The sequence below is a fragment of the Bacillus sp. S71 genome, assembly GCF_016625265.1.
GTDB classification, from domain to species: domain Bacteria; phylum Bacillota; class Bacilli; order Bacillales; family Bacillaceae_G; genus Bacillus_A; species Bacillus_A cereus.
Map to the genome: position 1 here is coordinate 194,967 of NZ_JACVUW010000008.1, position 23,064 is coordinate 218,030.

The window sequence follows — 23,064 nt, forward strand, 5'->3', positions numbered from 1 at the left end:
TGTGATACAAGTATGAGAGTATCAGTTGTTATTCCAGCGCACAATGAAGCGAGTACTTTATCACAAGTTTTAGTAGAAGTGGAGAAGCTCAAGCCTTACGAAATTATTGTAGTAGATAATGGCTCGACAGATGGAACGAAAGACATAGCGTTACAACATCATTGTCACGTGATTTATTATAAACATTCTCTTGGCAATGATGTTGGACGGGCTATTGGGGCTAGAGAAGCAAAAGGTGAAATTGTTTTGTTTTTAGATGGTGATATTGTTATTGATAGTAAAGAGTTACAACATTTCGTGAAAGGAATTCGACAAGGGCATCAAATTGTTGTGAATAATTTAACATGGTCGGTTTATTTAAAGATGAGACCACATTATACGACAGTTGGAAAGTTCATGTTGAATCGCTATTTGAATAAAAAAGAGCTTGTTGTTGGATCTTTAATCGCAATTCCACATGCGATGAGCAGGGAAGTTATCGAGAAACTTGGGTGGTGGAATTTAGCAGATCCAGCACTATTTCAAGCGATAGCGATGTCTAGAGGAGTAGATATTGTTGATACGGCTTCGGTCGATGTAATTCACACAAATAAGGTTCGTCCTGTGCATACAGGAACATCACCTGGTTCTCCTTATCCGAAAGCGACTAGCCGTATTATGGGTGATCATTTACGTGCTTTGCAATATGTAATCGAAACATATGGTAAACGCGGCGGTTTTTCGGAGGGAAACAGGGATAGGGAGTTTATAGGGAACTATAAACCAGTTGTATTAAAGAAGGAAAAAGCGAAATATAGTGCGATTATACCAGTGTCAGAAGAAAAAATGACGATAAGATCTGTTATACAAGAAGTGAAAAAAGCAGGGGTAGATGAAATTATTGTTGTCGCGAATGGAGCAGATTTTGAGACTGTTAAACAGGCAAAGTTAGAGAATGTTATTGTTGTTGAATTCGGGGAGGCGCTTGGACATAATGTAGCACGAGCGATAGGTGCCATGCATGCTACGGCAGATATTTGTTTATTCGTTGATGGTGATTTTGTTATTCCAGCAAAAAAACTCACTCCATTTTTGCAAGCTGTTGAAGATGGAAGTGACGTGGTTTTAAATGATTTACAATGCTTATTAGATATGTTTCATCCTGCAGATCCAATTAGTATGGGGAAATATTTTATGAATTTAGTAGCGAAAAGACCGGATTTATGGAATAACTCATTAACGGCAGTACCACATGCTATGCATAAAAGGGTAATAGAGAAAATAGGATATGACTCGCTTGTTATTCCGCCATTAGCTCAAATGAAAGCTATTTTGGAGGTTTTTTCTATTACAGCAGTAGAATTTGTAGATGTTATAAAAACCAATCGGGTACGCCCGGAGCAACATGGATTTGTAAATGGGCGTATTCCGGCATTTGACCGTATTTTCGGTGATCAACTTGAGGCGATTGCTTATCTATTGCAATATACAGACGAACGTGGGAGTTTTACAGATGGAGATCGCGATAGAGACACTATTCAACAATTGAGAAAGGAAGAAAAGAATACAGATGAATGCTAGTAGTAAAGTAGCTATTATTGGATTAGGGTATGTTGGTCTTCCTTTAGCAGTCCATTTTGCAGAAAGAGGACATACCGTACTTGGATTAGATAAAGATACTAGAAAAATAGAATCGATTATAAAAGGAGAAAGTTATATTCCAGATGTTTCTTCTAAAGTGTTGCAAAGTTTATTGACTAAAAATAAATTAATAGTAAATACACCAGATAAAGGTATTACTGATTTCCAAAGTAGTGATTATGTTATTGTTACTGTTCCAACTCCAATTAATGAACGAAGAGAACCAGATTTAAGTGCCCTCATTTCAGCTTCGCATTATATACAACAAAATCTCCAAAAAGGACAAACCTTCATTTTTGAAAGTTCCACATATCCAGGCACACTTGAGGAAGTTATTATTCCTATTATTTCTCAAGCTGGCCAAAAGGTAGGAGAAGATTTCTATATCGGATATTCCCCTGAGAGAATTGATCCAGCAAATAGTCAATATTCAGTTCAATCTATTCCAAAAGTTATTAGTGGACAAACAGAAAAGTGTAAACAAAAAGTACAGGATTTATATAGTACCATTTTTGACGTAGTTGTACCTGTTAGTTCGCCGAAAGTAGCAGAGATGTGTAAGTTATTTGAAAATATTCAGCGCTTAGTTAACATCTCTTTAGTAAATGAGTTAAACACATTATGTGAAAGTTTAGGGATTGATTTTTATGAGGCCATTGAAGCGGCATCTACAAAACCTTTTGGATTTACTCCGTATTGGCCAGGACCAGGGATAGGGGGGCACTGTATTCCCGTAGACCCCTTATATTTTCAATGGAGAATAAAAAAGAATGGGGCAATTAGTCAATTAATTGAGGCGGCACATGTAATTAATGAAGAAATGCCAGAGAAAATAGTCCGGAAAGTAAAGGGCATGGTGCAATCACCCGGACTAGTTTTAATTGTAGGAATCGCATATAAGAAAGATGTAAATGATTTGAGAGAATCACCGGCTTTGCCAATTATTCAATTACTAATAAAAGAAGGATACGAGATAAAATACCATGATTCATATATTTCTTCCGCGGAAATTGGAGATAAGGTGTATCAATCTGTTGCTTTGGATGAACAAACAGTTAAAGAGGCAGGTTGTATTTTAATTTTAACTGACCACTCTAATATCGATTGGAAGCTTTTTAAAGGAATGAACCGAGTAATAGATACACGGGGAATCGTAAAGAAGGTGAGTGTATGAGTAAGAAATGTTTAATTACAGGTGGGGCCGGATTTATTGGATCTCATTTAGCTGAAGAGTTGGTGAGAAGGGGTTATGAAGTCACGATTGTGGATAACTTCTATAAAGGGAAAAATAAGTATCATAATGAGCTAATGAGAGAGATTCGGGTTATTCCAATAAGTGTTTTAGATAAAAACTCTATTTATGAATTAGTAAATCAACATGATGTAGTGTTTCATTTAGCAGCAATTTTAGGTGTTAAAACGACAATGGAAAAAAGTATAGAGCTCATTGAAACGAATTTTGACGGAACGAGAAACATTTTACAAGCAGCATTAAAAGGAAAGAAGAAAGTAGTTTTTGCATCTACTTCAGAAGTATATGGTAAAGGCAAACCGCCTTTCTCTGAAGAAGGAGATCGATTGTACGGGGCAACTTCTAAAATTCGTTGGAGTTATGCAGTTTGTAAAACGTTAGAAGAAACATTATGTTTAGGATACGCATTAGAAGGCTTACCTGTAACGATTGTTCGTTATTTTAATATTTATGGTCCAAGAGCGAAAGATGGTCCATATGCAGGAGTAATCCCGCGATTTATCCGTGCAGCTTTGCAAGGAGAAGACATTCTCGTATATGGAGATGGAAAGCAGACACGTTGCTTTACGTATGTGAGTGATGCGGTAGAAGCAACAATTCGGGCAATGGATGAGAAGGTAAATGGTGAGATTATTAATATAGGTTCTGAGAACGAACAGAGTATAAAAGAAGTAGCAGAAACAATAAAAAAACTAACGAAATCTTCTTCGAAAATTGTACAAGTTCCTTTTGAGGAAGTATATCCACATGGCTTTGAAGAAATTCCGAATAGAAGGCCGAACGTAACAAAGTTAAGAGAACTTGTTCAATTTCAAGCGACAGTAACGTGGGAACAAGGATTGAAAGAAACTATTAAATGGTTTCGTGAAGAAAACAATGGCTAAGTCGCTATCAGTTATTATTCCTGCAAGTAATGAAGTAGATACGATTTCAGGAGTTATTCAATCGGTAAAACCGTTAAATCCAGTAGAGATTATTGTCATAGCAAATGGTTGTAATGATGGTACAGAAGAGGTTGCTGATCAGCTAGGTTGTAAAGTAATCAGGTATACAGAACTATTAGGAAACGATGTTGGGCGTGCAGTTGGCGCAAAACATGCGATAGGTGATGTATTACTATTTATAGATGGGGACTTTGCTATTCCAACTTCCAAATTACAATTGTTTCTTAATCCAATTTTACATGATCAGACTGACATCGTTTTAAATAATTTGGACGCATTGTTTTTAAAGAAACAAAAACCCCATTCCGTTACAGTGTGGCGTCAAATATTAAATGCAATGTTAGAGCGTGAAGAATTAAAGATAGATTCTTTATTATCTGTACCTCATGCGTTGACGAAAGAAGTCGTCCAAAGTATTGGATATGAATGTTTAGTTAATCCTATTGTAGCTCATTTACGTATAGCACAAAGTAAATGGAGAATTAACCGTCATTGTGCTATTGATGTTATTACGCCGAATAAATTTCGACCGATTGAACATGCTGCATATGGCACGAACCTTTCTCAATCTGAAAGACGAATGATAGGTGATCATATAGAAGCAGTTGCAGAACGAATAGTAAGCAGTGATATACGCGGGGGATATTATGATGGAAATAGGAAAAGGGATAGCGTCTATCATACTTTAAATTTCGAAGATTTTTATCAAGGATGGGGCGTTACATCCAATTTGTATAGAGAAAAGCAACTATCGGTTGTTATTCCTGTACAAAATGAAGAGAAAACAATTGGAAAGGTTATAGAAGAGCTTCGTAAAATTGAACCTTTTGAAATCATCGTTGTCGTAAATGGTTCGTCAGATAAAACAGCAACGATTGCAAAAGACAAAGGCGCAACAACCATTGTATATAAAGAAGCCCTTGGAAACGATGTAGGGCGTTCACTTGGAACTTATTTTGCAAAAGGAGAAATTGTGTTATTTATAGATGGTGATTTTGTTATTCCAGCTAGTGAACTATATCCTTTTGCAAAAGCTATTGCAGATGGAAAGGACGTCGCATTAAATGATTTAAATCATTATTTAGATTTAAGAGTACCACTTCATCTTGTAACTGCATTTAAGTATGCACTAAATTTAGCTTGTGATAGAAAGGATTTAGGGGTAGGCTCACTTATTGCGGTACCTAATGCATTTAGCCACAAGTGTTTGAAAGCAATTGGATATAAATCTTTATTGTCACCTTGTGTAGCACAGGTGAAGGCTCTTCTTTCTGGATTTGAAATTGCATGTGTATGTCGTGTTGAGGTTGATAAGATGAACCGTATTCGTCCCAGTGAACATTTTGCAAAAATAGGTCATCCTCCAGCTGTACTTCGAATTATAGGTGATCATATAGAAGGACTAGAGCAAATAATTGCATCAACAGACAATCGTGGCGGATTCTATGATGGCAATAGAAAAAGAGATGTTTTATAGAAGTAACAAAAAAAGTGTACAACATGTGTACACTTTTTTGTTCTGTTATAAAAACTATAACAGATTAGGAGATAAGAGTATTACAGCTCTACAATGGGTATTGTTCTTATATTACAAAATAGGACTCGTATATAAGGATACCAAAAAAATACAATTAAGGAAAGGGTTAATTTTAAAGACTTTTAAATGAAGTTAACACTATATATATAGTAGTTTGCTCAACATTTCACAAACATGTCACAACTATTTCGTTCACTTTCGTAAAAAAGTAGTATTCTAAGTGTGTAAGCTGTTATATAAAAAATCTTAGTCCTGTACTAATCAAAAATGGAGGAGATTAGGATGACTCAAGTATTAGAAAATGTTAAAAACGCATGGGAAAACTTTAAAGGTGAAAAATGGAAAGCAGAGATTGATGTTCGCGATTTCATTTTAAATAATGTAAACGTTTTCGAAGGAGACGAATCTTTCTTAGCAGAAGCAACTGAAGCAACGAAACAACTTTGGGATCAAGTAATGGATTTAACAACAAAAGAACGTGAAAACGGTGGCGTTCTTGATATGGATACAAAAATTGTTTCTTCTATTACATCACATGACCCAGGATACTTAAATAAAGATATTGAAAAAGTAGTTGGTTTCCAAACTGATAAACCATTTAAACGTTCTTTACAACCATATGGTGGTATTCGTATGGCAGAACAAGCTTGTGAATCTTATGGATACGAAATGGACAAAGAACTTAGTCGTATTTTTAGAGATTGGAGAAAGACTCATAACCAAGGTGTATTTGATGCTTATACACCAGAAATGAGAAATGCACGTAAATCAGGTGTTATTACTGGTCTTCCAGATGCATACGGTCGTGGACGCATTATCGGTGACTATCGACGCGTAGCATTATATGGTATTGATCATTTAATTGAAGCGAAAAAAGCTGATTTGAATTTAACTGGTGGTGTAATGAGCGAAGATACAATGCGTTTACGCGAAGAGTTATCTGAGCAAATGCGTGCACTTCAAGAACTAAAACAAATGGCTGCTTCTCATGGTTTCGATATTTCTAAACCAGCAACAAATGCACAAGAAGCATTCCAGTGGTTATACTTCGCATATCTTGCAGCGATTAAAGAGCAAAACGGAGCTGCAATGAGTCTTGGACGTACTTCTACATTCTTAGATATTTACATTGAAAGAGATTTAGCAAATGGTACTTTAACAGAAGAAGAAGTACAAGAAATTGTAGATCACTTCATTATGAAATTACGTCTTGTGAAATTCGCAAGAACACCTGATTATAATGAATTATTCTCTGGTGACCCAACTTGGGTAACTGAATCTATCGGTGGTATGGCATTAGATGGTCGTCCATTAGTAACAAAGAACTCATTCCGTTTCTTGCATACATTAGATAATTTAGGACCAGCTCCAGAACCGAATTTAACAGTTCTTTGGTCTAAACAATTACCAGAGAACTTTAAAAACTACTGTGCGAAAATGTCCATCAAAACATCAGCAATTCAATATGAAAATGATGACATTATGCGTGCTGATTACGGCGATGATTACGGAATTGCTTGTTGTGTATCTGCAATGAGAATCGGTAAGCAAATGCAGTTCTTCGGAGCTCGTGCAAACTTAGCGAAAGCATTATTATATGCGATTAACGGTGGTAAAGATGAAAAATCAAAAGCACAAGTTGGTCCTGAGTACGCACCAATTACTTCTGAAGTACTAAATTACGAAGAAGTTATGCATAAGTTTGATATGACAATGGAATGGTTAGCGGGTCTATATTTAAACACATTAAATGTTATCCATTACATGCATGATAAATATAGCTATGAACGTATTGAAATGGCACTTCATGATACAAATGTTCTTCGTACAATGGCAACAGGTATCGCGGGTCTATCTGTAGTAGCAGACTCATTAAGTGCAATTAAATACGCACAAGTAAAACCAATCCGTGATGAAAATGGTATTGCAGTTGACTTCGAGATTGAAGGAGACTTCCCAAAATACGGTAACAATGATGATCGTGTAGATGAGATCGCTGTAAATCTCGTGAAAACATTTATGAATAAACTGCGTAAACATAAAACATATCGTAATTCCGTTCATACAATGTCAATTTTAACTATTACATCTAACGTTGTATACGGTAAGAAAACTGGTAACACTCCAGATGGACGCCGTACTGGAGAACCATTTGCACCAGGTGCAAATCCAATGCATGGACGTGATACAAAAGGTGCATTAGCTTCATTATTATCTGTAGCTAAATTACCATATGAAGATGCACAAGATGGTATTTCTAATACATTCTCTATTATTCCAAAAGCACTTGGTAAAGAAGATGATGTACAAGTACGTAACTTAGTATCTATGCTTGATGGCTATGCAGTAAAAGAAGGCCATCACTTAAATATTAACGTATTTAATCGTGAAACATTAATGGATGCAATGGAACATCCTGAGAAATATCCACAATTAACAATTCGCGTATCTGGTTACGCTGTAAACTTTATTAAATTAACTCGTGAACAACAAATTGATGTAATTAACCGTACAATGCATGAAAGCATGTAAATGAAAAAAGTGTCCCTTCGCTTTTAATACATAGCGAAGGGAGGCTGTTTCAATAAAGGAGGAAGTAACATGGTAAAAGGAAGAATACATTCTGTAGAGTCTTGTGGTACTGTTGATGGCCCAGGGATTCGTTATGTCATATTTACACAAGGGTGTTTATTACGTTGTCAATATTGTCATAATGCTGATACGTGGGAAATCGGTAAAGGTAAAGAAATAACAGTTGAAGAAGTGATGCAGGATGTGACATGTTACCTTCCATTTATTGAAGCCTCCGGAGGCGGTATAACAGTTAGCGGTGGAGAGCCATTATTACAGCTAGACTTTTTAATTGAGTTGTTTAAAAAGTGTAAAGAGGCTGGTATCCATACAACAATCGACTCTTCTGGTGGGTGTTATTCTGAGGAACCAGAATTCCAAAATAAGCTAGATATTTTAATGGATTATACAGATTTAGTTTTATTGGATTTGAAACATATCGATTCCAAAAAGCATCGTAAATTAACAGGGAAACCAAATGAACATATTTTACAATTTGCTCGTTATTTATCGGATAAGAATAAAGCGATTTGGGTACGACACGTATTAGTTCCTGGTGTTACGGATAATGAAGAGGATCTACAAAAACTATCTAGCTTTATTCAAAGTCTGTCTAATGTTCAAAAAGTTGAAGTGTTACCATATCATAAGCTTGGTGTATATAAATGGGAGGCGCTTGGACACAAGTACCCACTCGCAAATGTAGAACCACCTACTGAGAAAAATGTAGAACATGCTAAACATATTTTACAAGCGGTCTAATCCAAATATTGGATTAGGCTTTTTGCTTTCTTTACAATAAAATCTAGAGTATATATTGATAAAAGAGTATACTGAAAGTAGAATATCCATAATTTTGTACGGATTAAGTGGATAAATTTACATAATTGTAAAGGGAAATCAAAATAGTAAAAAGAATTAAGAAGTAAAAGAGTGAGTATCATGGAATAGAGAAGATTTGTAAGTTATTGCGAAAGCTCTTATAGGAAAGTATAATGTAAAGATATGAGCACAGATAGGATTAAGGGGTCAATCTTATATGCTTTGCATATCCACGACAGGTACATAGCTGAAAAGGGAATTATTAGAATCTGTTTATGTAATTTTTAAGGAAAATGTTTTTCCTATTGTCGTATATGCAATATGGAGAAACAAAAAGCTAGGAGTGGATTTGTTTGATAAAAAACCCCAAGGTTTTAATATTAACTGCACATTACGGTAATGGTCATGTGCAAGTAGCAAAAACATTAGAACAAACATTTCGCCAAAAAGGAATTGAAGATGTTATTGTATGCGACTTGTTTGGAGAATCACATCCATTTATAACTGACATTACAAAATATCTATATTTAAAAAGTTATACAATAGGAAAAGAATTATATCGTTTGTTTTATTACGGGGTAGAAAAAATTTATGATAAGAAAATAGCATCTTGGTATGCGAACTTTGGAAGAAAACGTTTGAAAACACTGTTACAGGTGGAGAAACCTGATATTGTAATTAATACATTTCCAATTATTGCTGTACCAGAATTGAAAAAACAAACGGGGATTTCAATTCCTGTCTATAACGTATTAACGGATTTTTGCGTGCATAAAATATGGATTCATCGAGAAGTAGATCGTTATTTTGTTGCAACGGATTACGTGAAAGAATTGATGGTTGATATCGGTGTACCTGCGGAACAAATTGTTGAAACAGGAATTCCAATTCGGAGTAGTTTTGAGTTAAAGGTAAATTCAGACATCATATATAATAAATATCAGTTATGTAAGAATAAAAAGATTTTACTAATTGTAGCAGGTGCTCATGGGGTATTAGGAAATGTAAAAGAACTATGCCAATCATTTATGTCAGTGCCTAATTTACAAGTAGTTGTCGTTTGTGGAAAAAATGAAGCTTTAAAACATGATTTATTAAGTTTACAGAAGCAAAATTCCGATGCATTAAAAGTGTTTGGGTATGTTGAAAATATTGATGAATTATTCCGAGTTACTTCTTGTATGATTACGAAGCCAGGCGGAATAACATTAAGTGAAGCAGCAGCGTTGCAAGTACCTGTCATTTTATATAAGCCTGTTCCAGGACAAGAAAATGAAAATGCGATGTACTTTGAAAAAAAAGGAGCAGCAGTTGTCATTCGCGATGATAGTGAGGTTTTCGCAAAAACAGAGGCATTATTACAAGATGATGTGAAGCTTCTTCAAATGAAAGAAGCAATGAAAAGCATCTATCTTCCAGAGCCAGCTGGTCATATTGTAGATGCAATTTTGACAGAAAATCATGCAGAACCGCGTCATATACCTATTAAATCACCTGCTCTTGCACAATCTTTTACTTAATATGAAACCCTCTTTGTATATGTAAAGAGGGTTCTTTGTTATTTTCAAAGAAAATTTAGCTACTTATCCACAAAAGGATTGCGCTTTCATTAAACAGTAAAGTCGGAATATTAACAACTATATCCACATTGTCCACAATTTTTAGAAAAATATCCACAATTAAAACAGCTGATATATGCTTTAATATAGAAAAATATTAAGTGTTTTTGAAAATTACTAACAATTGCATCAGTTTTGTGGATAAAGTTGTCCACAGCAAAAAGGCCCCTTATGCATAAGCATAAGGGGCCTTTTTGCTTACTTCTATCAGTCGAGAAAATTATGTAATGAAAATGAATAATTAGGGGGGGAAACTTCTAATTATTCATTTTCACTTTAAATGCTTTTCGAGCGATATCCTGCTGCACGATCTGCTTTTTGAAATTCGCGTTGATAGAGAACTTCTTGTGTACTAGATAATGTGTTTTTTGCTTTATCACGTTTCTTTTTATCCATTACAAATCACCTCGTGTCTTAAAGTTACTATTTATCGTTTCCAAAGACATGAGGGGATATACGCATATGGAAAATGTTAATGATTGATTATCATTTCAGAAAATTTAGATTATGCTTCTTTTAATTGATGAGCATCTTGGAAGGTTGTATCTCGCATTGTAGCAAGTGTGTATTGATCTTTTGGAATTTCATATAAGTTATATACTTCTTCGTTTGCGTTAATTTCATCATATACGGCTTTTCTTGTTTCATTTGCTAGATTCACATATTGCAGTTTTTCTGCAGCTTTAATAGAACGAATATTTATTTTACGAATACGCATGAAAATTGTTTCAATATCTAATTCATAGAAAAGTTCACTAAAAAATGAATCTTTTGCCAATTTATTATAGCCTTTTCCATGATATGGTTTGCCAAGCCATGTCCCGAGAAATCCAGCTTTTTCTTGCACATCAAATAAAGTAATTGTTCCGATAGGGTTACCCCATTCATCTAAAATTGTGCGTGAAATTAATTCACCACGCTCTTCAGCTTCAATCGTTTGTTTCGTTAAGAATAAATATTCTTCATAAGAATAAGCCTTTTGACGCACAAAAGGGAAGACAGCTGGATCCACCATTAACTCGTATAGAACGTGGCTGTCGTGTAAGTCGCGTTTTTTCAACATACTAAATCCTCCTCACACGAGGGTAGCATGACGAAAAAACACCCCACCCTCGAAATTTTTATATCAATCTTTAAAAAATTTCGGGGTGGGAATCGAACCCACTAGAACCAGTTTCTAACGCTGGTGGCGCACCATTTGCCTTCCCCATTCATCAATTTGAAAATGATAATCACGACACAAATTGATTATGGTTTCATTCAGTTTATAATCGTATAATACTTTATCTAGTCAAAAAAATAAACTAGTTTTTTTTATTTTTTTTGTAAATTATTTTTCCATCAATCATAGTTAGTACAGGCTTGGCTAAATAATGGAAAGGATGATGAGTCCATAACACGAGATCGGCGTCTTTTCCAACCTCGATGCTTCCAATTCTATCCTCTAACCGCAAATTTCGCGCTGGGAATATGGTGATTCCTTCTAGTGCTGTTTTCTCGTCTAACCCTTCTCTTACTGCGACAGCAGCACAAATATTTAAATACTGAATGGGTGTATAAGGATGATCGGTTGTTATAGAAACTTCCACACCATTTTTGGATAATATATGGTAAGTATCCCATGTCTTGTTTTTTAGTTCGATTTTAGAACGGCGTGTCAGAGTGGGACCAACTGAAACCTTCAAATTGTGTTTCGAAAGCTCTTCAACAAGAAAGTGTCCTTCTGTACAATGTTCAATACGTAGATCGAGGTTGAATTCCGTTGCAAAGCGTAGCGCAGAACTAATATCATCTGCTCTGTGAGCGTGGATACGTACGGGTATTTCACGACGTAATGCTTTTAAAATAGGAAGCATTCGAAAATCAGCTTCGTGCCCGTAGTGTTGTGCTTCATAGAATGATTCCCGAAGTAACCCCATAATCCCCATACGTGTTATGGATTCTTTTGTTCCATTACTATGGACTTTTTTAGGGTTTTCTCCAAAGGCAATCTTTAAACCAGCAGGTTCTTGAATAATCATATGATCAATACAAGTTCCAGCTGTTTTTATTACACAAGTAGTACCCCCGATAATATTTTGACTGCCAGGCATAACGTGAACGGTTGTAATTCCATTTTGTACAGCGTCTTGAAAGGCGATATCGAGAGGATGGATTCCATCTAAAGAACGAATATGTGGTGTTGAAACTTCAGATGTTTCATTGGCATCATTTCCAGCCCAACCAGTACCTTCATCATAGAGACCAAGGTGAGTATGGACATCAATAAAGCCAGGTAAGAGATGGAGTGCTCGTGCATCTATAACGGTCATATCTTGAGTAGGTTGAATAAAAGGTTTGACCTCGGTAATTCGCTCTCCTGTAACGAGTACATCGCCTTGAAACTTTGGAGATGTAATAGGGTATACAATGGCTTGTTTGAGCAATATTTTCATAGGTACCTCATTTCTGTTACTTTATAATGCTAATGGAAGTTGAGGGAAAGTAACTGAAAGGTTATTTGTATGGTAATGCTTCGGATCCTAGAAAATGAAAGTTTTAAAAGGGCCCATGTAAAATTGTGTTTTAGAAGTACTACATTGTATGCGAAAGTATATTTTGTAATGCATGGTCTATTGCCGGAAATGTGTATTGATATCCATGTTTAATTGCTTTACTAGGTAATACATGTTGCCCTTCTAGTACAAGTATGCTCATCTCACCTAATAAGGCGTGAAGCATAAATGAAGGGACAGGCAGCCAATGTGGTTTTCTCGTTGCAGCAGCGATGGTCTTTCCAAATTCCTTCATTCTTATAGGTGTTGGTGCTGTCATATTAAGAGGACCATCAATTTCTTTTTTGTGTATGATGAAATCCATCATACGAACGACATCGTCTATATGAATCCATGATAACCATTGTTTCCCAGAACCAATGGTGCCGCCGATATAGAATTGATAGGGAAGTAACATTTTTGGCAAGGCTCCGCCATCTGCACCTAATACAACGCCAAATCTTGTGTAAATTGTTCTTATTCCGAGAGAACATGCTTTAGCTGCTTCTTGTTCCCATAAAAATACTGTTTCTGCTAAAAAGTCATTTCCGGGAGTTTCTTGTTGCTCAGTAAAAGACTCTACTTCAGATGTTCCGTAGTATCCAATAGCACTTGCATTAATAAATGTATGTGGTTTTTTATGGAGTGCCTGCAATTGTTTAATGAGTCCTTTTGTTGTTTGAATTCTACTGTTTAAAATGGCTTTCTTTTGTTTCTTTGTCCATCTACTATTAATAGACTCTCCGGCTAGATTAATAACTACATCAATAGAAGAGAGGGGGAAGGTTTGTAAATCTGGTGTCCATTGAACATACTGAAGGTTAGGGTCGGAAGTTTCAGTAGTTTTTTTTCGTGTGAGGATGTAAACAGTATATCCTTTTTGAACAAAAAAAGTAGAAAGATATTTACCGATAAAGCCTGTACCACCAGAAATTGCGATTTTCACAAGTATTTCCTCCTCATTATATATATTCTTGAAAAGAAAAAATGTTCCTCGACTATGTTAAAATAATAGAGAGGTGAGAGTATGGCTGTCATTACAAAAATAGAAGTACAAAAACGATCGAAAGAACGATTTAATATTTATATTGATAAAGGCCAAGGTGAAGAGTACGGGTTTAGTGTGGATCAAGTAATCTTAATGAAACATGGATTACAAAAAGGCTTAGAAATTGATGAAATAGAGTTAGGAAATATTTTGTACAATGAAGAGGTACAAAAAGCATATTTACAAGCAATCTCCTATTTATCCTATCAAATGAGAACAAAACAAGAAATAGAAGATTTTTTACGAAAAAAAGAAGTGGGACAGGCCATCATCTCTGAAGTCGTTTCGAAATTATTACATGACCGATATATTAATGATAAAGAGTACGCTGTTTTATATACGCGAACGCAAAGTAATGTGAATCGAAAAGGTCCAACTGTTATTAAAAGAGAGTTGTTAAATAAAGGTGTTCAAGATTTACTTATTATGCACAGTTTACAAGAATATCCGAAGGAAAAGCAAATTGAGAATGCCTTGTTTCTCATAGAAAAGAAGAAAAAATCTTATCAAAAGCATTCTTTTTTACAAATGAAGCTAAAGTTAGATGAGATGCTTGTTCGAAAAGGATATTCTAGAGAAGTAATTCAAATTTGTTTGGAAGAATTGAAAGACGAAAGAGATGACGAAAAGCAACAAGAAGCGTTACACTATCATGGGAATAAATATTATGAGAAATATAAGAAGTATGATGGATGGACATTTGAAAACAAGATGAAACAAGCGTTATATAGAAAAGGATTCTCGATTGATGAAATTGAGATATTTTTGCAAATGAAACGCGAAGAGGAATGAGGAGAATAAGATGAATATGCCAAAACGCTACAGTGAAATGACACCGCATGAGCTAAGGGAAGAAATTGGCGCTTTGAAGGAGCAAGCAGTAAAAGCTGAGCAGCTTGGGATTGTCAATGAATTTGATGTATTAATGAGAAAAATGGCAATGGCTCGTGCTTATATGACGGATATAAACAAGTTCCGTATTGGTGAAATATATGAATTAATAGAAGAACCTGGTGTATTATTTAAAATTACGTATTTCAATGGGGTATTTGCTTGGGGATATAAGCAAAATGATAATGAAGAGATTGGCATACCAATTTCCTTATTGCAAGAAAAATAAAAACCAGAGAGCACATATCTCTCTGGTTTTCATCTTTGGTAGGCGTTAAAGGAGATAGGAGATTCTAAAATTGGCGTTTTTTACATTCATTTGCCAATATAATGAGAGACTGGGTTTGTTGCGTCTGTCCGTTAACTTGCGCTTTCGCATGTTTTGGACGAGTCCACGTATGGTTAAATAATTCAGAACGACTATCTAAGCGATCACGGTAGCTCATCTTTATCACCTCGTGTAGGAAGTTAATTTAATTTGTACTACTCTTCCTGCTGATTTGCAGCACGCATACGTTCTTGTGGGTGCGTGTTAATTGTGCCGTTAGGTCGCTTCGAAGCGAAGCGTGATTTCGCTTTCGGCCGACCGTCGATTTTGCTGTTGTTTTTTGACTCAGACCAAAATTCGGCTTGTTTACCCATTGCGAACGCCCTCCTCCTCATCAGTTGATACCTCTTTAAGAAGTATCACTTATAGAATGTGCAAAACAGAAGAAACTATCCTTTAGAAATGAAGGGATAAATAGGTAAAAGGAGATTAGAACATGAATGATATTTATGAAGCATTAACGAAAGAATTATTAGACAAGAATGACAAGCTTTCTTACGGACAAGCTCGTGCATGGGTTGAATTACTTTGGGAAGATTTTCAAACAACTTATGCAAAATCAGGGCGTTATCAAGGTGAGGAAATGACTGAGCAAGTGGTACGATCATGGATTAATAATCATGGTGTACGCCTTCATGAAATGCGTACAAACAATCCGAAGTATAGTCATTTAATTAATCAAGAAGATCATTTGAAACATTAAAAAAAGCGACTTGAGTCGCTTTTTTTAATGTGGAAGTAATTCCAGTTTTTTTCGAAGTTTTTCTTCACTAAAAATCCATCCTGTATAGGAACTAATAATATTTAAATTATGGTCGAGCTGAACAATCGCGACAAATGGATAATAATCTTTACTTCGATACCGTAAATCAATGAATCGTACTTCGTAATAATGATCATGATCAAAAATATCCCAGCGATATACAGGAGAGAAAGATAGGAAGGCCGAGATGTTTTCATCTTGTTTAGCTGCTCGCATAATATCATTGTCTGGGAACGGTACCCGATCGAACTTGTCATATATCATGATGTTACCACGGTGCCATCTCGCAACGTAGTAATAATCAGCTGTAACGACTGCTAAATGATAATGATAAAATCGGTAAGAAGGAGAAATGATAATCTTTTCGACATTTTTGAAACGTTTGTGTACAACGCTTCTTATATTTCTGTGCATCATAATTCGTCCGATATAGTAAACAATCATTAATATATATGCTGCTAAGGCAGTGTATCCTTTATGAGAACCGACGAGCATGCAAGCAATTGCAAGTATATGGATAAAGAAAATTACGGTATCGAATGTATTAATCACGCCGAGTGCGACCCATTTTTTTGTGAAAGGCCGTAATGCTTGTGTACCATAGGCGTTGAAAATATCTACAAAGACGTGAAGGAAGACCGCAATAAATGACCAAAGTAGTAGATGAAGATATGGAGCGTCTGAAAAGAAGGCGAAAGAGATGCCACTTATAAGGAATGACCAAAGAATTACCGCGGGAATGGAATGAGTAACTCCGCGATGATTTCTTATATATTTAGCGTTATTACGCAATTTTAAAACTGTGTCAATGTCAGGAATGTTGGAACCAGCAATTGTAGCAAGCATAACAGCTTGTGGGCCAATATCACTTTGTGCTATGGCTGGATCTAATGTTGCTAAGCTACCTAAAGTGATACCCATAACAAGGTGAGTGGCTGTGTCCATAGAAATCCACCTCCGTTTTTTATTAATGTAACTCTTTTTATTCGATACCTCAAGTCCTTTGCCTTCAATTTCCTATGTCATCTTACTTAAATTTTTTCCTAAAATCTTTATAATAGTACTTATATGCAAAAAAATGAGGGGGATCAAGTTTGACACTTGAAATACTAAAAAATTTTAATATAGAGCAGTTTCAAAATGATTTAATTGGTTGGTTTGAAGAAGAACAGCGCGACTTACCATGGAGAAAAAATAAAGATCCATACCGCGTTTGGGTTTCGGAAATTATGTTACAGCAAACAAGAGTAGAAGCTGTAAAACCATATTACGCAAATTTTATGGGGAAGTTTCCTACACTTGAAGCGTTAGCGAACGCAGATGATGAAGAAGTATTAAAAGCATGGGAAGGTTTAGGATATTATTCTAGAGCACGTAATTTACATGCGGCAGTAAAAGAGGTAAAAGAAGTATACGGCGGGGTTGTACCGAGTGATGTAAAGAAAATTGAAAAGTTAAAAGGTGTCGGACCATATACAAAAGGCGCTATTTTAAGTATCGCATATGGTATACCAGAGCCGGCAGTTGATGGAAATGTTATGCGTGTATTATCTCGCATTTTATCAGTATGGGATGATATTGCAAAACCAAAGACTCGAAAAGTTTTTGAAGAGATTGTGCGTGAAATTATTTCGAAAGAAAATCCATCTTATTTTAATCAAGGTTTGATGGAGTTAGGTGCATTGATTTGCATTCCCAAAAATCCATCTTGCTTACTTTGTCCTGTACGTGAGCATTGCAGAGGATATGCTGAAGGTGTTCAAAAAGAACTACCAGTAAAAAGTAAAGCGAAAGCTCCTACAATGGTACCGCTTGTTGCAGGAGTACTTCAAACTGAAGATGGTCGTTACGTTATTAATAAACGTCCAAGTAGCGGATTATTAGCTAATATGTGGGAGTTTCCGAATATTGAACTTGGCGAAGGGATTCGAAGTCAGAAAGAACAGCTTATAGATTATATGAAAGAAAAGTTTGAGCTTTCGATTTCTATTGATGAGTACGCAATGAATGTACAACATACATTTACTCATCGTACTTGGGATATATTTGTATTTTACGGAAAAGTAACCGGTGATATTGTTGAAACAGATACATTGAAACTTGTATCGAAAAAAGCATTTGAGCAGTTACCTTTCTCTAAATCGCATCGTACGATTTATGAGAGTTGTGTTGAGAAAATTACAATGCAATAAACAAAAAAGTGTTCCCTAACTTGGGAACACTTTTTTAATCGTAAGAAATTTTTGTCCCATGAGTCCAACTGGCATCACCTTCTTGTAAGCCGCCCCTTGATTCGATCTCTATTACAATTTCTTTATAAATACTTTGCCCTTCCGCATTTAAATAGGGCAAAATCTGTTGTAATGAATGATGAAAATAAGCTAATTCATCTTCTTTCCATTCGTTTTTTGAAAGCATCGTTAGTTCAGTCATATCGCGTCCTATATACATATTTCCACCTCCATTTTCTATAGTTTGAATGAGTAACAAGAGATATATGCGGAATTTTTTCAAAAGAAAATTACGGATAGCTTCTAGTTGAATTGGTTACATTATTGATTGTGGAGGTGAGAAAGATGAGTAAAAAACAACAAGGTTATAACAAGGCAACTTCTGGTGCTAGCATTCAAAGTACAAATGCTAGTTATGGTACAGAGTTTGCAACTGAAACAAATGTACAAGCAGTAAAACAAGCAAATGCACAATCAGAAGCAAAGAAAGCACAAGCTTCTGGTGCACAAAGTGCAAACGCTAGTTATGGTACAGAATTTGCAACTGAAACAGACGTGCATGCTGTGAAAAAACAAAATGCTAAGTCAGCTGCAAAACAATCACAATCTTCTAGTTCAAACGAGTAATGAAAGAAAAACACTTCTCCAATTCGAGAGAAGTGTTTTCTTTGTGTGCGGGTCATTGTAATGAAAAGAAAGTGAACGACATAACTTCTAATAAGTCAACAAATGTTGTCAAAGGAGAAGGAAGTTAAAGATTAGAAATATGTAATTAGGAATAATAACTGATGAAGAAATCCAAAAGGGGGTAAGTAATGAACGATTTTGATAAGTTGGTGGGAGAACAATTGGAAACGATGGATGAGCTGTTAAAATTGCAATCACACTTAGAGAAGTATCAACAAATTGAAATGAATGAAAAAGAAACGTGCGATAAAAAAGAACTGCATTTTATCCGTCAGGAAATATATAGAACAGAAGTAGCGTTGAAGATGTTACATGAGAAATTTGAAGAACAAACGAATAGTGTAATCCAATCTTTTGCAACTGAAAAAATGATTTCAAATTTAGGATAAGATATATTATTGCCTTCAGGTGAAAAGTCCTTCAAATAGAGAGGGGCTTTTTCTATTACATGTCCTCGTTTATAAATAATACAGTACAATCCTTGTTTTCTGAGAAGATTGGGTATTATTGTATTCAACGATAAACCTCCTGCATATTCAGTGTGGAAAATAGAGTCTTATCCCTTTAGTTTTAAAATTTTGACAAAAAAGTTATAATAGAAGAAAAGTGAATGCCGTTCAAAGGGCATTTGCAGTTGAAAGAAGGGAGCATATATGGGATTTCCCAAAGAAGGAGAAAAAGTACAAATACATAGTTATAAACATAATGGCTCCATTCATAGAATGTGGGAAGAAACAACAATTTTAAAAGGGACACAGAGTCTTGTGATCGGAGCGAATGATCGTACAGTAGTTACAGAATCGGATGGCCGAACATGGATTACGCGTGAACCAGCAATTTGTTATTTTCATGCCAACTATTGGTTTAATGTGATTGGGATGCTTAGGGAAGAGGGCGTATATTATTATTGTAATTTAAGCTCCCCTTTTGCGTATGATTCTGAAGCATTAAAGTATATTGATTATGATTTAGATATTAAAGTGTATCCAGATATGACGTATACGCTTCTAGATGAAGATGAGTATGAAAAACATAGTCAAATTATGCAGTATCCACCTGTTATCGATACAATTTTAAAACGAAATGTAGCACATTTAACACAGTGGATTCATCAAAGAAAAGGTCCGTTCGCACCAGACTTCGTAGATATGTGGTATGAACGATATTTAATGTACAGAAATTAAAACAAACCTGCAGGGGGCTTCCCGGCAGGTTTGTCCTATTAGAGGGGGGATTATGTGCAGGGCATAAAAAGATATTTACAATTTGTTAAACCATATCGATGGCTTATCGCTATTACAATTATTATTGGACTAGTTAAGTTTGGTATCCCACTTATTATGCCGTGGTTATTAAAGTATATTATCGATGATGTAATTCAAGGCGGAGGTTCACTTCAAGATAAAACATCTCAATTAATAACAGCGATTGGAATTGCTTTTTTTATTTTTGCGGTATTAAGACCACCGATTGAATATTATCGTCAATATTTCGCGCAGCGTATCGCAAATACAATACTGTATGATTTGCGGAAGTATATTTTCGGTCACTTACAAAAGTTAAGTTTACGTTATTACTCCAATACAAAAACAGGAGAGATTATTTCGCGTGTCATCCATGATGTAGAACAAACGAAGGATTTTGTAATTACTGGTTTGATGAACGTCTGGTTAGATACTGCAACAATTGCTATTGCCATCATTGTTATGTTTTCTATGAATATAAAATTAACATTTGTTGCATTATTGATTTTACCTATTTATGTAATTGCAGTGAAATATTTTTTCGGACGTCTTCGGAAATTGACGAAAGAGCGTTCACAAGCGTTAGCGACGATGCAAGGGTATTTGCATGAACGTATTCAAGGAATGCAAGTGACACGTAGCTTTGCGTTAGAAGAGTATGAGGGGAAGCAGTTTGAAAAAAGAAATAATGAGTTTTTAACGAAAGCATTAACCCATACAAGTTGGACGGCGAGAACATTCTCGGCAGTAAATACGTTAACAGATTTAGGTCCATTACTTGTGATTGGTTTTGCAGCATATGAAGTAATTCAAGGGCAGTTAACGCTAGGGACGATGGTAGCTTTTGTTGGATATATGGATAGTTTATATAGTCCGCTTCGCCGCCTTGTTAATTCATCTACAACATTAACACAATCTTTTGCATCGATGGACCGTGTGTTTGAACTGTTAGATGAAAAATACGATATTGTTAATGTGCCAAATGCGGTACAAACGAAAAAATTAAATGGAGAAATTGTATTTGATAATGTTTCTTTTCGTTATAATGCAGATGAAAAAGAGATATTACACAACTTGTCATTAACTATGCAGCCTGGAGAGAAAGTAGCGCTTGTAGGAGCGAGTGGGGGAGGAAAGTCATCTCTTGCTAGTTTGATCCCGCGTTTCTATGATGTTTCTGAGGGAGCGGTTTATGTAGATGGGATAGATGTAAGAAAGTATAATATGAGAAATTTACGTAGTAATATTGGAATTGTACTGCAAGATAATTTATTGTTTAGCGATACAATTGGAGCTAATATATTATATGGAAATCCGAAAGCTACAGAGCAAGAAGTGATTGCAGCTGCCAAAGCTGCGCAAATTCATGATTTTATTATAGACTTACCAGATGGTTATAATACTGTCGTTGGAGAACGTGGTGTAAAGCTATCGGGCGGGCAAAGACAACGTGTGGCAATTGCACGAGTGTTTCTAAAGAATCCGTCGGTACTTATATTGGATGAAGCAACTTCGGCATTGGATTTAGAAAATGAAAGGTATATTCAAGAGGCGCTTCAGACGTTAGCTGCTGACAGGACGACGATTATAATCGCACATCGATTAGCGACGATTACGCATGTTGATACGATTATTTACATTGAAGACGGTGAGATTAAAGAGACTGGTTCTCATGAAGAGTTAATGCGAAAAAAAGGATTTTATTACAATTTATATCAACTTCAACATATAACAGAAACAGCTCCTTTAGCATAAAAGGAGCTGTTTTTTTATTCGTCTTCTTTTTTATCATCGATTTGGAGTTCTTTTTCTGGTTTATGGTATGTGTAGAAGCTATCTACAAGTAAATCTAAATGCTCTACTTCTTCACTATAGTTAATAATGGAAGAAATAAGAGGGAAGAGATGTAGCCATGTTTTATATGCTTCTTCATCGTCCTTATTTTGATATTCCATAAAGATATCAATTAATTCTTGTTTACCTGTTTCAACTTCATCAAGCATCTCAACAGATTGTTGTTTTTTTGCTTTACCAATAAATTTTAATAAAACTTGTTCATGATAATGCGTTAATGAGTCAAGTTCGTTTTGGATAGATTCCTGAAACTCTTCTGGCATGTAACGCAGTTCGTTTTCAGTACGGTGTAATGATTTTAACGTACTTAAAGCACGGCTTGTTGTCGCTAACATTTGTCTGAATAAAACGAGCTTACGAATTTTTGCGAACTTTACTTTTTTCGTGTAGCTTCTTTCTTCTTTATACAGCAAATAGTAATGGTTTAATTTGATCATTTTTTCTTTCATACGATCAATATCAGTTTTTAGCGTTGTAAAATCAGAAGCTTGCCTGCTATTCATTCGAATCCATTTTACAATTTCTTCTGTATTATCAACGATACGATGATAAAGTTTTGTTTCATATTTCGGCGGCATAAATACTAAATTTACAAGTGAAGCCGCAATAATACCAATCATAATCGTCGCAAAGCGAAGTAAGGCAAAACTAAAGAAATCTTCGCCTTGATACTCCATAATGGCGATAACTGTTACTAAGGCAATTGATATTGTGTTTTCTAATCGTAATTGCAGTGTAAGAGCAATTACTAATATACATGTTAATCCAATAATAAAAGGATTATGTCCAAAAGCAGTAGCAAATGCGATAGCAAATATCGCACCGATTACATTTGCTTGAATTTGTTCAAGTGCGGTTAAATAAGAACGGTATACAGACGGTTGAACAGCAAAGATAGCTGAAATTCCCGCAAATACCGGACTCGGTAATTGAAGTAAAATACAAGCAAATAAAGCTAACGTGATGGCAATACCCGTTTTTAAAATGCGAGCACCAAGTTTCATACCCTTAATAAGATCCTTTCTCTTGTCATAATGAATGTACAACATGATACTATACATTCATTACAATATGTTAGCAAGTGATATTTTAGTGACGTTAAAAGAAATTAGTATTCAT

General features: G+C 35.3%; 25 protein-coding genes. 16 read left to right on the forward strand and 9 right to left on the reverse strand.

Going from position 1 to position 23,064, the window contains the following annotated elements; genetic code table 11:
• Positions 1-12 precede the first annotated feature (12 nt).
• The 8 genes from IBT51_RS18710 to IBT51_RS18745 all read left to right on the forward strand — a co-directional run bounded on the left by IBT51_RS18710 (position 13) and on the right by IBT51_RS18745 (position 10,266).
• Complete coding sequence (locus tag IBT51_RS18710; protein ID WP_234465784.1) at positions 13-1,560, forward strand: glycosyltransferase family 2 protein; 1,548 nt, start codon at positions 13-15, stop codon at positions 1,558-1,560.
• Positions 1,550-2,794, forward strand: coding sequence for a nucleotide sugar dehydrogenase (locus tag IBT51_RS18715; RefSeq protein ID WP_071730629.1), 1,245 nt, complete (start codon positions 1,550-1,552; stop codon positions 2,792-2,794). Before IBT51_RS18710 ends, IBT51_RS18715 begins: the two co-directional genes overlap by 11 nt.
• Positions 2,791-3,756, forward strand: a complete 966-nt coding sequence (locus IBT51_RS18720) for an NAD-dependent epimerase/dehydratase family protein (RefSeq protein WP_064532189.1) — start codon at positions 2,791-2,793, stop codon at positions 3,754-3,756. Before IBT51_RS18715 ends, IBT51_RS18720 begins: the two co-directional genes overlap by 4 nt.
• The gene (locus IBT51_RS18725) at positions 3,749-5,293 is read left to right on the forward strand and encodes a glycosyltransferase family 2 protein (protein ID WP_053565323.1); all 1,545 of its coding nucleotides are present in this window, start codon (positions 3,749-3,751) and stop codon (positions 5,291-5,293) included. The genes IBT51_RS18720 and IBT51_RS18725 overlap by 8 nt, the downstream gene beginning before the upstream one ends.
• On the forward strand, positions 5,262-5,483 hold the full coding sequence (locus tag IBT51_RS18730; RefSeq protein WP_002094217.1) for a hypothetical protein: 222 nt from the start codon (positions 5,262-5,264) through the stop codon (positions 5,481-5,483). The genes IBT51_RS18725 and IBT51_RS18730 overlap by 32 nt, the downstream gene beginning before the upstream one ends.
• Positions 5,484-5,635: 152 nt before the next feature.
• On the forward strand, positions 5,636-7,885 hold the full coding sequence (pflB, locus tag IBT51_RS18735) for a formate C-acetyltransferase (protein ID WP_000195468.1): 2,250 nt from the start codon (positions 5,636-5,638) through the stop codon (positions 7,883-7,885).
• A 69-nt stretch (positions 7,886-7,954) separates the two neighbouring features.
• Positions 7,955-8,686 carry a pyruvate formate-lyase-activating protein gene (gene pflA, locus IBT51_RS18740; protein ID WP_000238463.1) on the forward strand — a complete coding sequence of 244 codons (732 nt, stop codon included), beginning with the start codon at positions 7,955-7,957 and terminating at the stop codon, positions 8,684-8,686.
• A gap of 413 nt (positions 8,687-9,099) precedes the next feature.
• Entirely contained in the window at positions 9,100-10,266 is a 1,167-nt protein-coding gene (locus tag IBT51_RS18745) for a diglucosyl diacylglycerol synthase (RefSeq protein WP_200458715.1), read from the forward strand.
• A 375-nt stretch (positions 10,267-10,641) separates the two neighbouring features.
• Here IBT51_RS18745 and IBT51_RS18750 read toward each other — a convergent pair whose 3' ends face one another.
• From IBT51_RS18750 to IBT51_RS18765, 4 genes are all read right to left on the reverse strand, one after another.
• Positions 10,642-10,761, reverse strand: a complete 120-nt coding sequence (locus IBT51_RS18750; protein WP_000358482.1) for a YfhE family protein — start codon at positions 10,759-10,761, stop codon at positions 10,642-10,644.
• A gap of 109 nt (positions 10,762-10,870) precedes the next feature.
• Positions 10,871-11,428 (reverse strand): GNAT family N-acetyltransferase, encoded by a 558-nt coding sequence (locus IBT51_RS18755; RefSeq protein WP_000914737.1) that lies wholly within the window; start codon positions 11,426-11,428, stop codon positions 10,871-10,873.
• A gap of 241 nt (positions 11,429-11,669) precedes the next feature.
• A complete protein-coding gene (locus IBT51_RS18760) occupies positions 11,670-12,800 on the reverse strand; it encodes an amidohydrolase (protein ID WP_000698297.1) in 1,131 nt (376 codons plus the stop codon).
• Positions 12,801-12,939: 139 nt separating this feature from the next.
• Positions 12,940-13,845, reverse strand: coding sequence for a TIGR01777 family oxidoreductase (locus IBT51_RS18765; protein WP_053565321.1), 906 nt, complete (start codon positions 13,843-13,845; stop codon positions 12,940-12,942).
• A gap of 81 nt (positions 13,846-13,926) precedes the next feature.
• Here IBT51_RS18765 and recX point away from each other — a divergent pair, with 81 nt between their 5' ends.
• Together recX and IBT51_RS18775 are read left to right on the forward strand one after the other, a co-directional pair.
• Positions 13,927-14,739 (forward strand): recombination regulator RecX, encoded by an 813-nt coding sequence (recX, locus tag IBT51_RS18770; RefSeq protein ID WP_053565320.1) that lies wholly within the window; start codon positions 13,927-13,929, stop codon positions 14,737-14,739.
• 10 nt (positions 14,740-14,749) lie between these two features.
• On the forward strand, positions 14,750-15,067 hold the full coding sequence (locus IBT51_RS18775) for a YfhH family protein (RefSeq protein ID WP_200458714.1): 318 nt from the start codon (positions 14,750-14,752) through the stop codon (positions 15,065-15,067).
• Positions 15,068-15,131: 64 nt separating this feature from the next.
• Here the strand turns inward: IBT51_RS18775 and IBT51_RS18780 are convergent, their stop codons facing one another.
• Complete coding sequence (locus tag IBT51_RS18780) at positions 15,132-15,284, reverse strand: YpzG family protein (RefSeq protein ID WP_000122093.1); 153 nt, start codon at positions 15,282-15,284, stop codon at positions 15,132-15,134.
• A 37-nt stretch (positions 15,285-15,321) separates the two neighbouring features.
• Positions 15,322-15,480, reverse strand: coding sequence for a small, acid-soluble spore protein K (locus IBT51_RS18785; protein WP_098679270.1), 159 nt, complete (start codon positions 15,478-15,480; stop codon positions 15,322-15,324).
• 122 nt (positions 15,481-15,602) lie between these two features.
• Here IBT51_RS18785 and IBT51_RS18790 point away from each other — a divergent pair, with 122 nt between their 5' ends.
• Positions 15,603-15,869 (forward strand): YfhJ family protein, encoded by a 267-nt coding sequence (locus IBT51_RS18790; protein WP_000998159.1) that lies wholly within the window; start codon positions 15,603-15,605, stop codon positions 15,867-15,869.
• 24 nt (positions 15,870-15,893) lie between these two features.
• On the opposite strand, the gene IBT51_RS18795 is transcribed toward IBT51_RS18790, so the two are convergent.
• Positions 15,894-16,874, reverse strand: coding sequence for a metal-dependent hydrolase (locus tag IBT51_RS18795; protein ID WP_000379115.1), 981 nt, complete (start codon positions 16,872-16,874; stop codon positions 15,894-15,896).
• Positions 16,875-17,023: 149 nt separating this feature from the next.
• Between IBT51_RS18795 and mutY the strand changes: the two genes are divergently transcribed.
• Positions 17,024-18,121, forward strand: a complete 1,098-nt coding sequence (gene mutY, locus IBT51_RS18800; protein ID WP_088022131.1) for an A/G-specific adenine glycosylase — start codon at positions 17,024-17,026, stop codon at positions 18,119-18,121.
• 34 nt (positions 18,122-18,155) lie between these two features.
• On the opposite strand, the gene IBT51_RS18805 is transcribed toward mutY, so the two are convergent.
• The gene (locus IBT51_RS18805) at positions 18,156-18,380 is read right to left on the reverse strand and encodes a hypothetical protein (RefSeq protein WP_000275439.1); all 225 of its coding nucleotides are present in this window, start codon (positions 18,378-18,380) and stop codon (positions 18,156-18,158) included.
• A gap of 125 nt (positions 18,381-18,505) precedes the next feature.
• On the opposite strand from IBT51_RS18805, the gene IBT51_RS18810 reads away from it, so the two are divergent.
• The 4 genes from IBT51_RS18810 to IBT51_RS18825 all read left to right on the forward strand — a co-directional run bounded on the left by IBT51_RS18810 (position 18,506) and on the right by IBT51_RS18825 (position 21,846).
• Entirely contained in the window at positions 18,506-18,787 is a 282-nt protein-coding gene (locus IBT51_RS18810) for a gamma-type small acid-soluble spore protein (protein ID WP_000039034.1), read from the forward strand.
• Between the two features lie 188 nt (positions 18,788-18,975).
• Positions 18,976-19,236, forward strand: a complete 261-nt coding sequence (locus IBT51_RS18815) for a YgaB family protein (RefSeq protein ID WP_088022132.1) — start codon at positions 18,976-18,978, stop codon at positions 19,234-19,236.
• Positions 19,237-19,500: 264 nt separating this feature from the next.
• Positions 19,501-20,031, forward strand: a complete 531-nt coding sequence (ntdP, locus tag IBT51_RS18820; RefSeq protein ID WP_000506627.1) for a nucleoside tri-diphosphate phosphatase — start codon at positions 19,501-19,503, stop codon at positions 20,029-20,031.
• A gap of 54 nt (positions 20,032-20,085) precedes the next feature.
• On the forward strand, positions 20,086-21,846 hold the full coding sequence (locus tag IBT51_RS18825) for an ABC transporter ATP-binding protein (protein WP_001161604.1): 1,761 nt from the start codon (positions 20,086-20,088) through the stop codon (positions 21,844-21,846).
• 14 nt (positions 21,847-21,860) lie between these two features.
• On the opposite strand, the gene IBT51_RS18830 is transcribed toward IBT51_RS18825, so the two are convergent.
• Complete coding sequence (locus tag IBT51_RS18830) at positions 21,861-22,949, reverse strand: aromatic acid exporter family protein (RefSeq protein ID WP_000765787.1); 1,089 nt, start codon at positions 22,947-22,949, stop codon at positions 21,861-21,863.
• Positions 22,950-23,064: the final 115 nt, after the last annotated feature.

What these genes read in the sequence shown, in the direction of transcription:
- IBT51_RS18710 (WP_234465784.1), top strand. Translation starts at nt 13, where the DNA reads ATGAGAGTATCAGTTGTTATTCCAGCGCACAATGAAGCGAGTACTTTA.
- IBT51_RS18715 (WP_071730629.1), top strand. Translation starts at nt 1,550, where the DNA reads ATGAATGCTAGTAGTAAAGTAGCTATTATTGGATTAGGGTATGTTGGT.
- IBT51_RS18720 (WP_064532189.1), top strand. Translation starts at nt 2,791, where the DNA reads ATGAGTAAGAAATGTTTAATTACAGGTGGGGCCGGATTTATTGGATCT.
- IBT51_RS18725 (WP_053565323.1), top strand. Translation starts at nt 3,749, where the DNA reads ATGGCTAAGTCGCTATCAGTTATTATTCCTGCAAGTAATGAAGTAGAT.
- IBT51_RS18730 (WP_002094217.1), top strand. Translation starts at nt 5,262, where the DNA reads ATGATGGCAATAGAAAAAGAGATGTTTTATAGAAGTAACAAAAAAAGT.
- pflB (WP_000195468.1), top strand. Translation starts at nt 5,636, where the DNA reads ATGACTCAAGTATTAGAAAATGTTAAAAACGCATGGGAAAACTTTAAA.
- pflA (WP_000238463.1), top strand. Translation starts at nt 7,955, where the DNA reads ATGGTAAAAGGAAGAATACATTCTGTAGAGTCTTGTGGTACTGTTGAT.
- IBT51_RS18750 (WP_000358482.1), bottom strand. Translation starts at nt 10,761, where the DNA reads ATGGATAAAAAGAAACGTGATAAAGCAAAAAACACATTATCTAGTACA.
- IBT51_RS18755 (WP_000914737.1), bottom strand. Translation starts at nt 11,428, where the DNA reads ATGTTGAAAAAACGCGACTTACACGACAGCCACGTTCTATACGAGTTA.
- IBT51_RS18760 (WP_000698297.1), bottom strand. Translation starts at nt 12,800, where the DNA reads ATGAAAATATTGCTCAAACAAGCCATTGTATACCCTATTACATCTCCA.
- recX (WP_053565320.1), top strand. Translation starts at nt 13,927, where the DNA reads ATGGCTGTCATTACAAAAATAGAAGTACAAAAACGATCGAAAGAACGA.
- IBT51_RS18775 (WP_200458714.1), top strand. Translation starts at nt 14,750, where the DNA reads ATGAATATGCCAAAACGCTACAGTGAAATGACACCGCATGAGCTAAGG.
- IBT51_RS18780 (WP_000122093.1), bottom strand. Translation starts at nt 15,284, where the DNA reads ATGAGCTACCGTGATCGCTTAGATAGTCGTTCTGAATTATTTAACCAT.
- IBT51_RS18785 (WP_098679270.1), bottom strand. Translation starts at nt 15,480, where the DNA reads ATGGGTAAACAAGCCGAATTTTGGTCTGAGTCAAAAAACAACAGCAAA.
- IBT51_RS18790 (WP_000998159.1), top strand. Translation starts at nt 15,603, where the DNA reads ATGAATGATATTTATGAAGCATTAACGAAAGAATTATTAGACAAGAAT.
- IBT51_RS18795 (WP_000379115.1), bottom strand. Translation starts at nt 16,874, where the DNA reads ATGGACACAGCCACTCACCTTGTTATGGGTATCACTTTAGGTAGCTTA.
- IBT51_RS18805 (WP_000275439.1), bottom strand. Translation starts at nt 18,380, where the DNA reads ATGTATATAGGACGCGATATGACTGAACTAACGATGCTTTCAAAAAAC.
- IBT51_RS18810 (WP_000039034.1), top strand. Translation starts at nt 18,506, where the DNA reads ATGAGTAAAAAACAACAAGGTTATAACAAGGCAACTTCTGGTGCTAGC.
- IBT51_RS18815 (WP_088022132.1), top strand. Translation starts at nt 18,976, where the DNA reads ATGAACGATTTTGATAAGTTGGTGGGAGAACAATTGGAAACGATGGAT.
- ntdP (WP_000506627.1), top strand. Translation starts at nt 19,501, where the DNA reads ATGGGATTTCCCAAAGAAGGAGAAAAAGTACAAATACATAGTTATAAA.
- IBT51_RS18830 (WP_000765787.1), bottom strand. Translation starts at nt 22,949, where the DNA reads ATGAAACTTGGTGCTCGCATTTTAAAAACGGGTATTGCCATCACGTTA.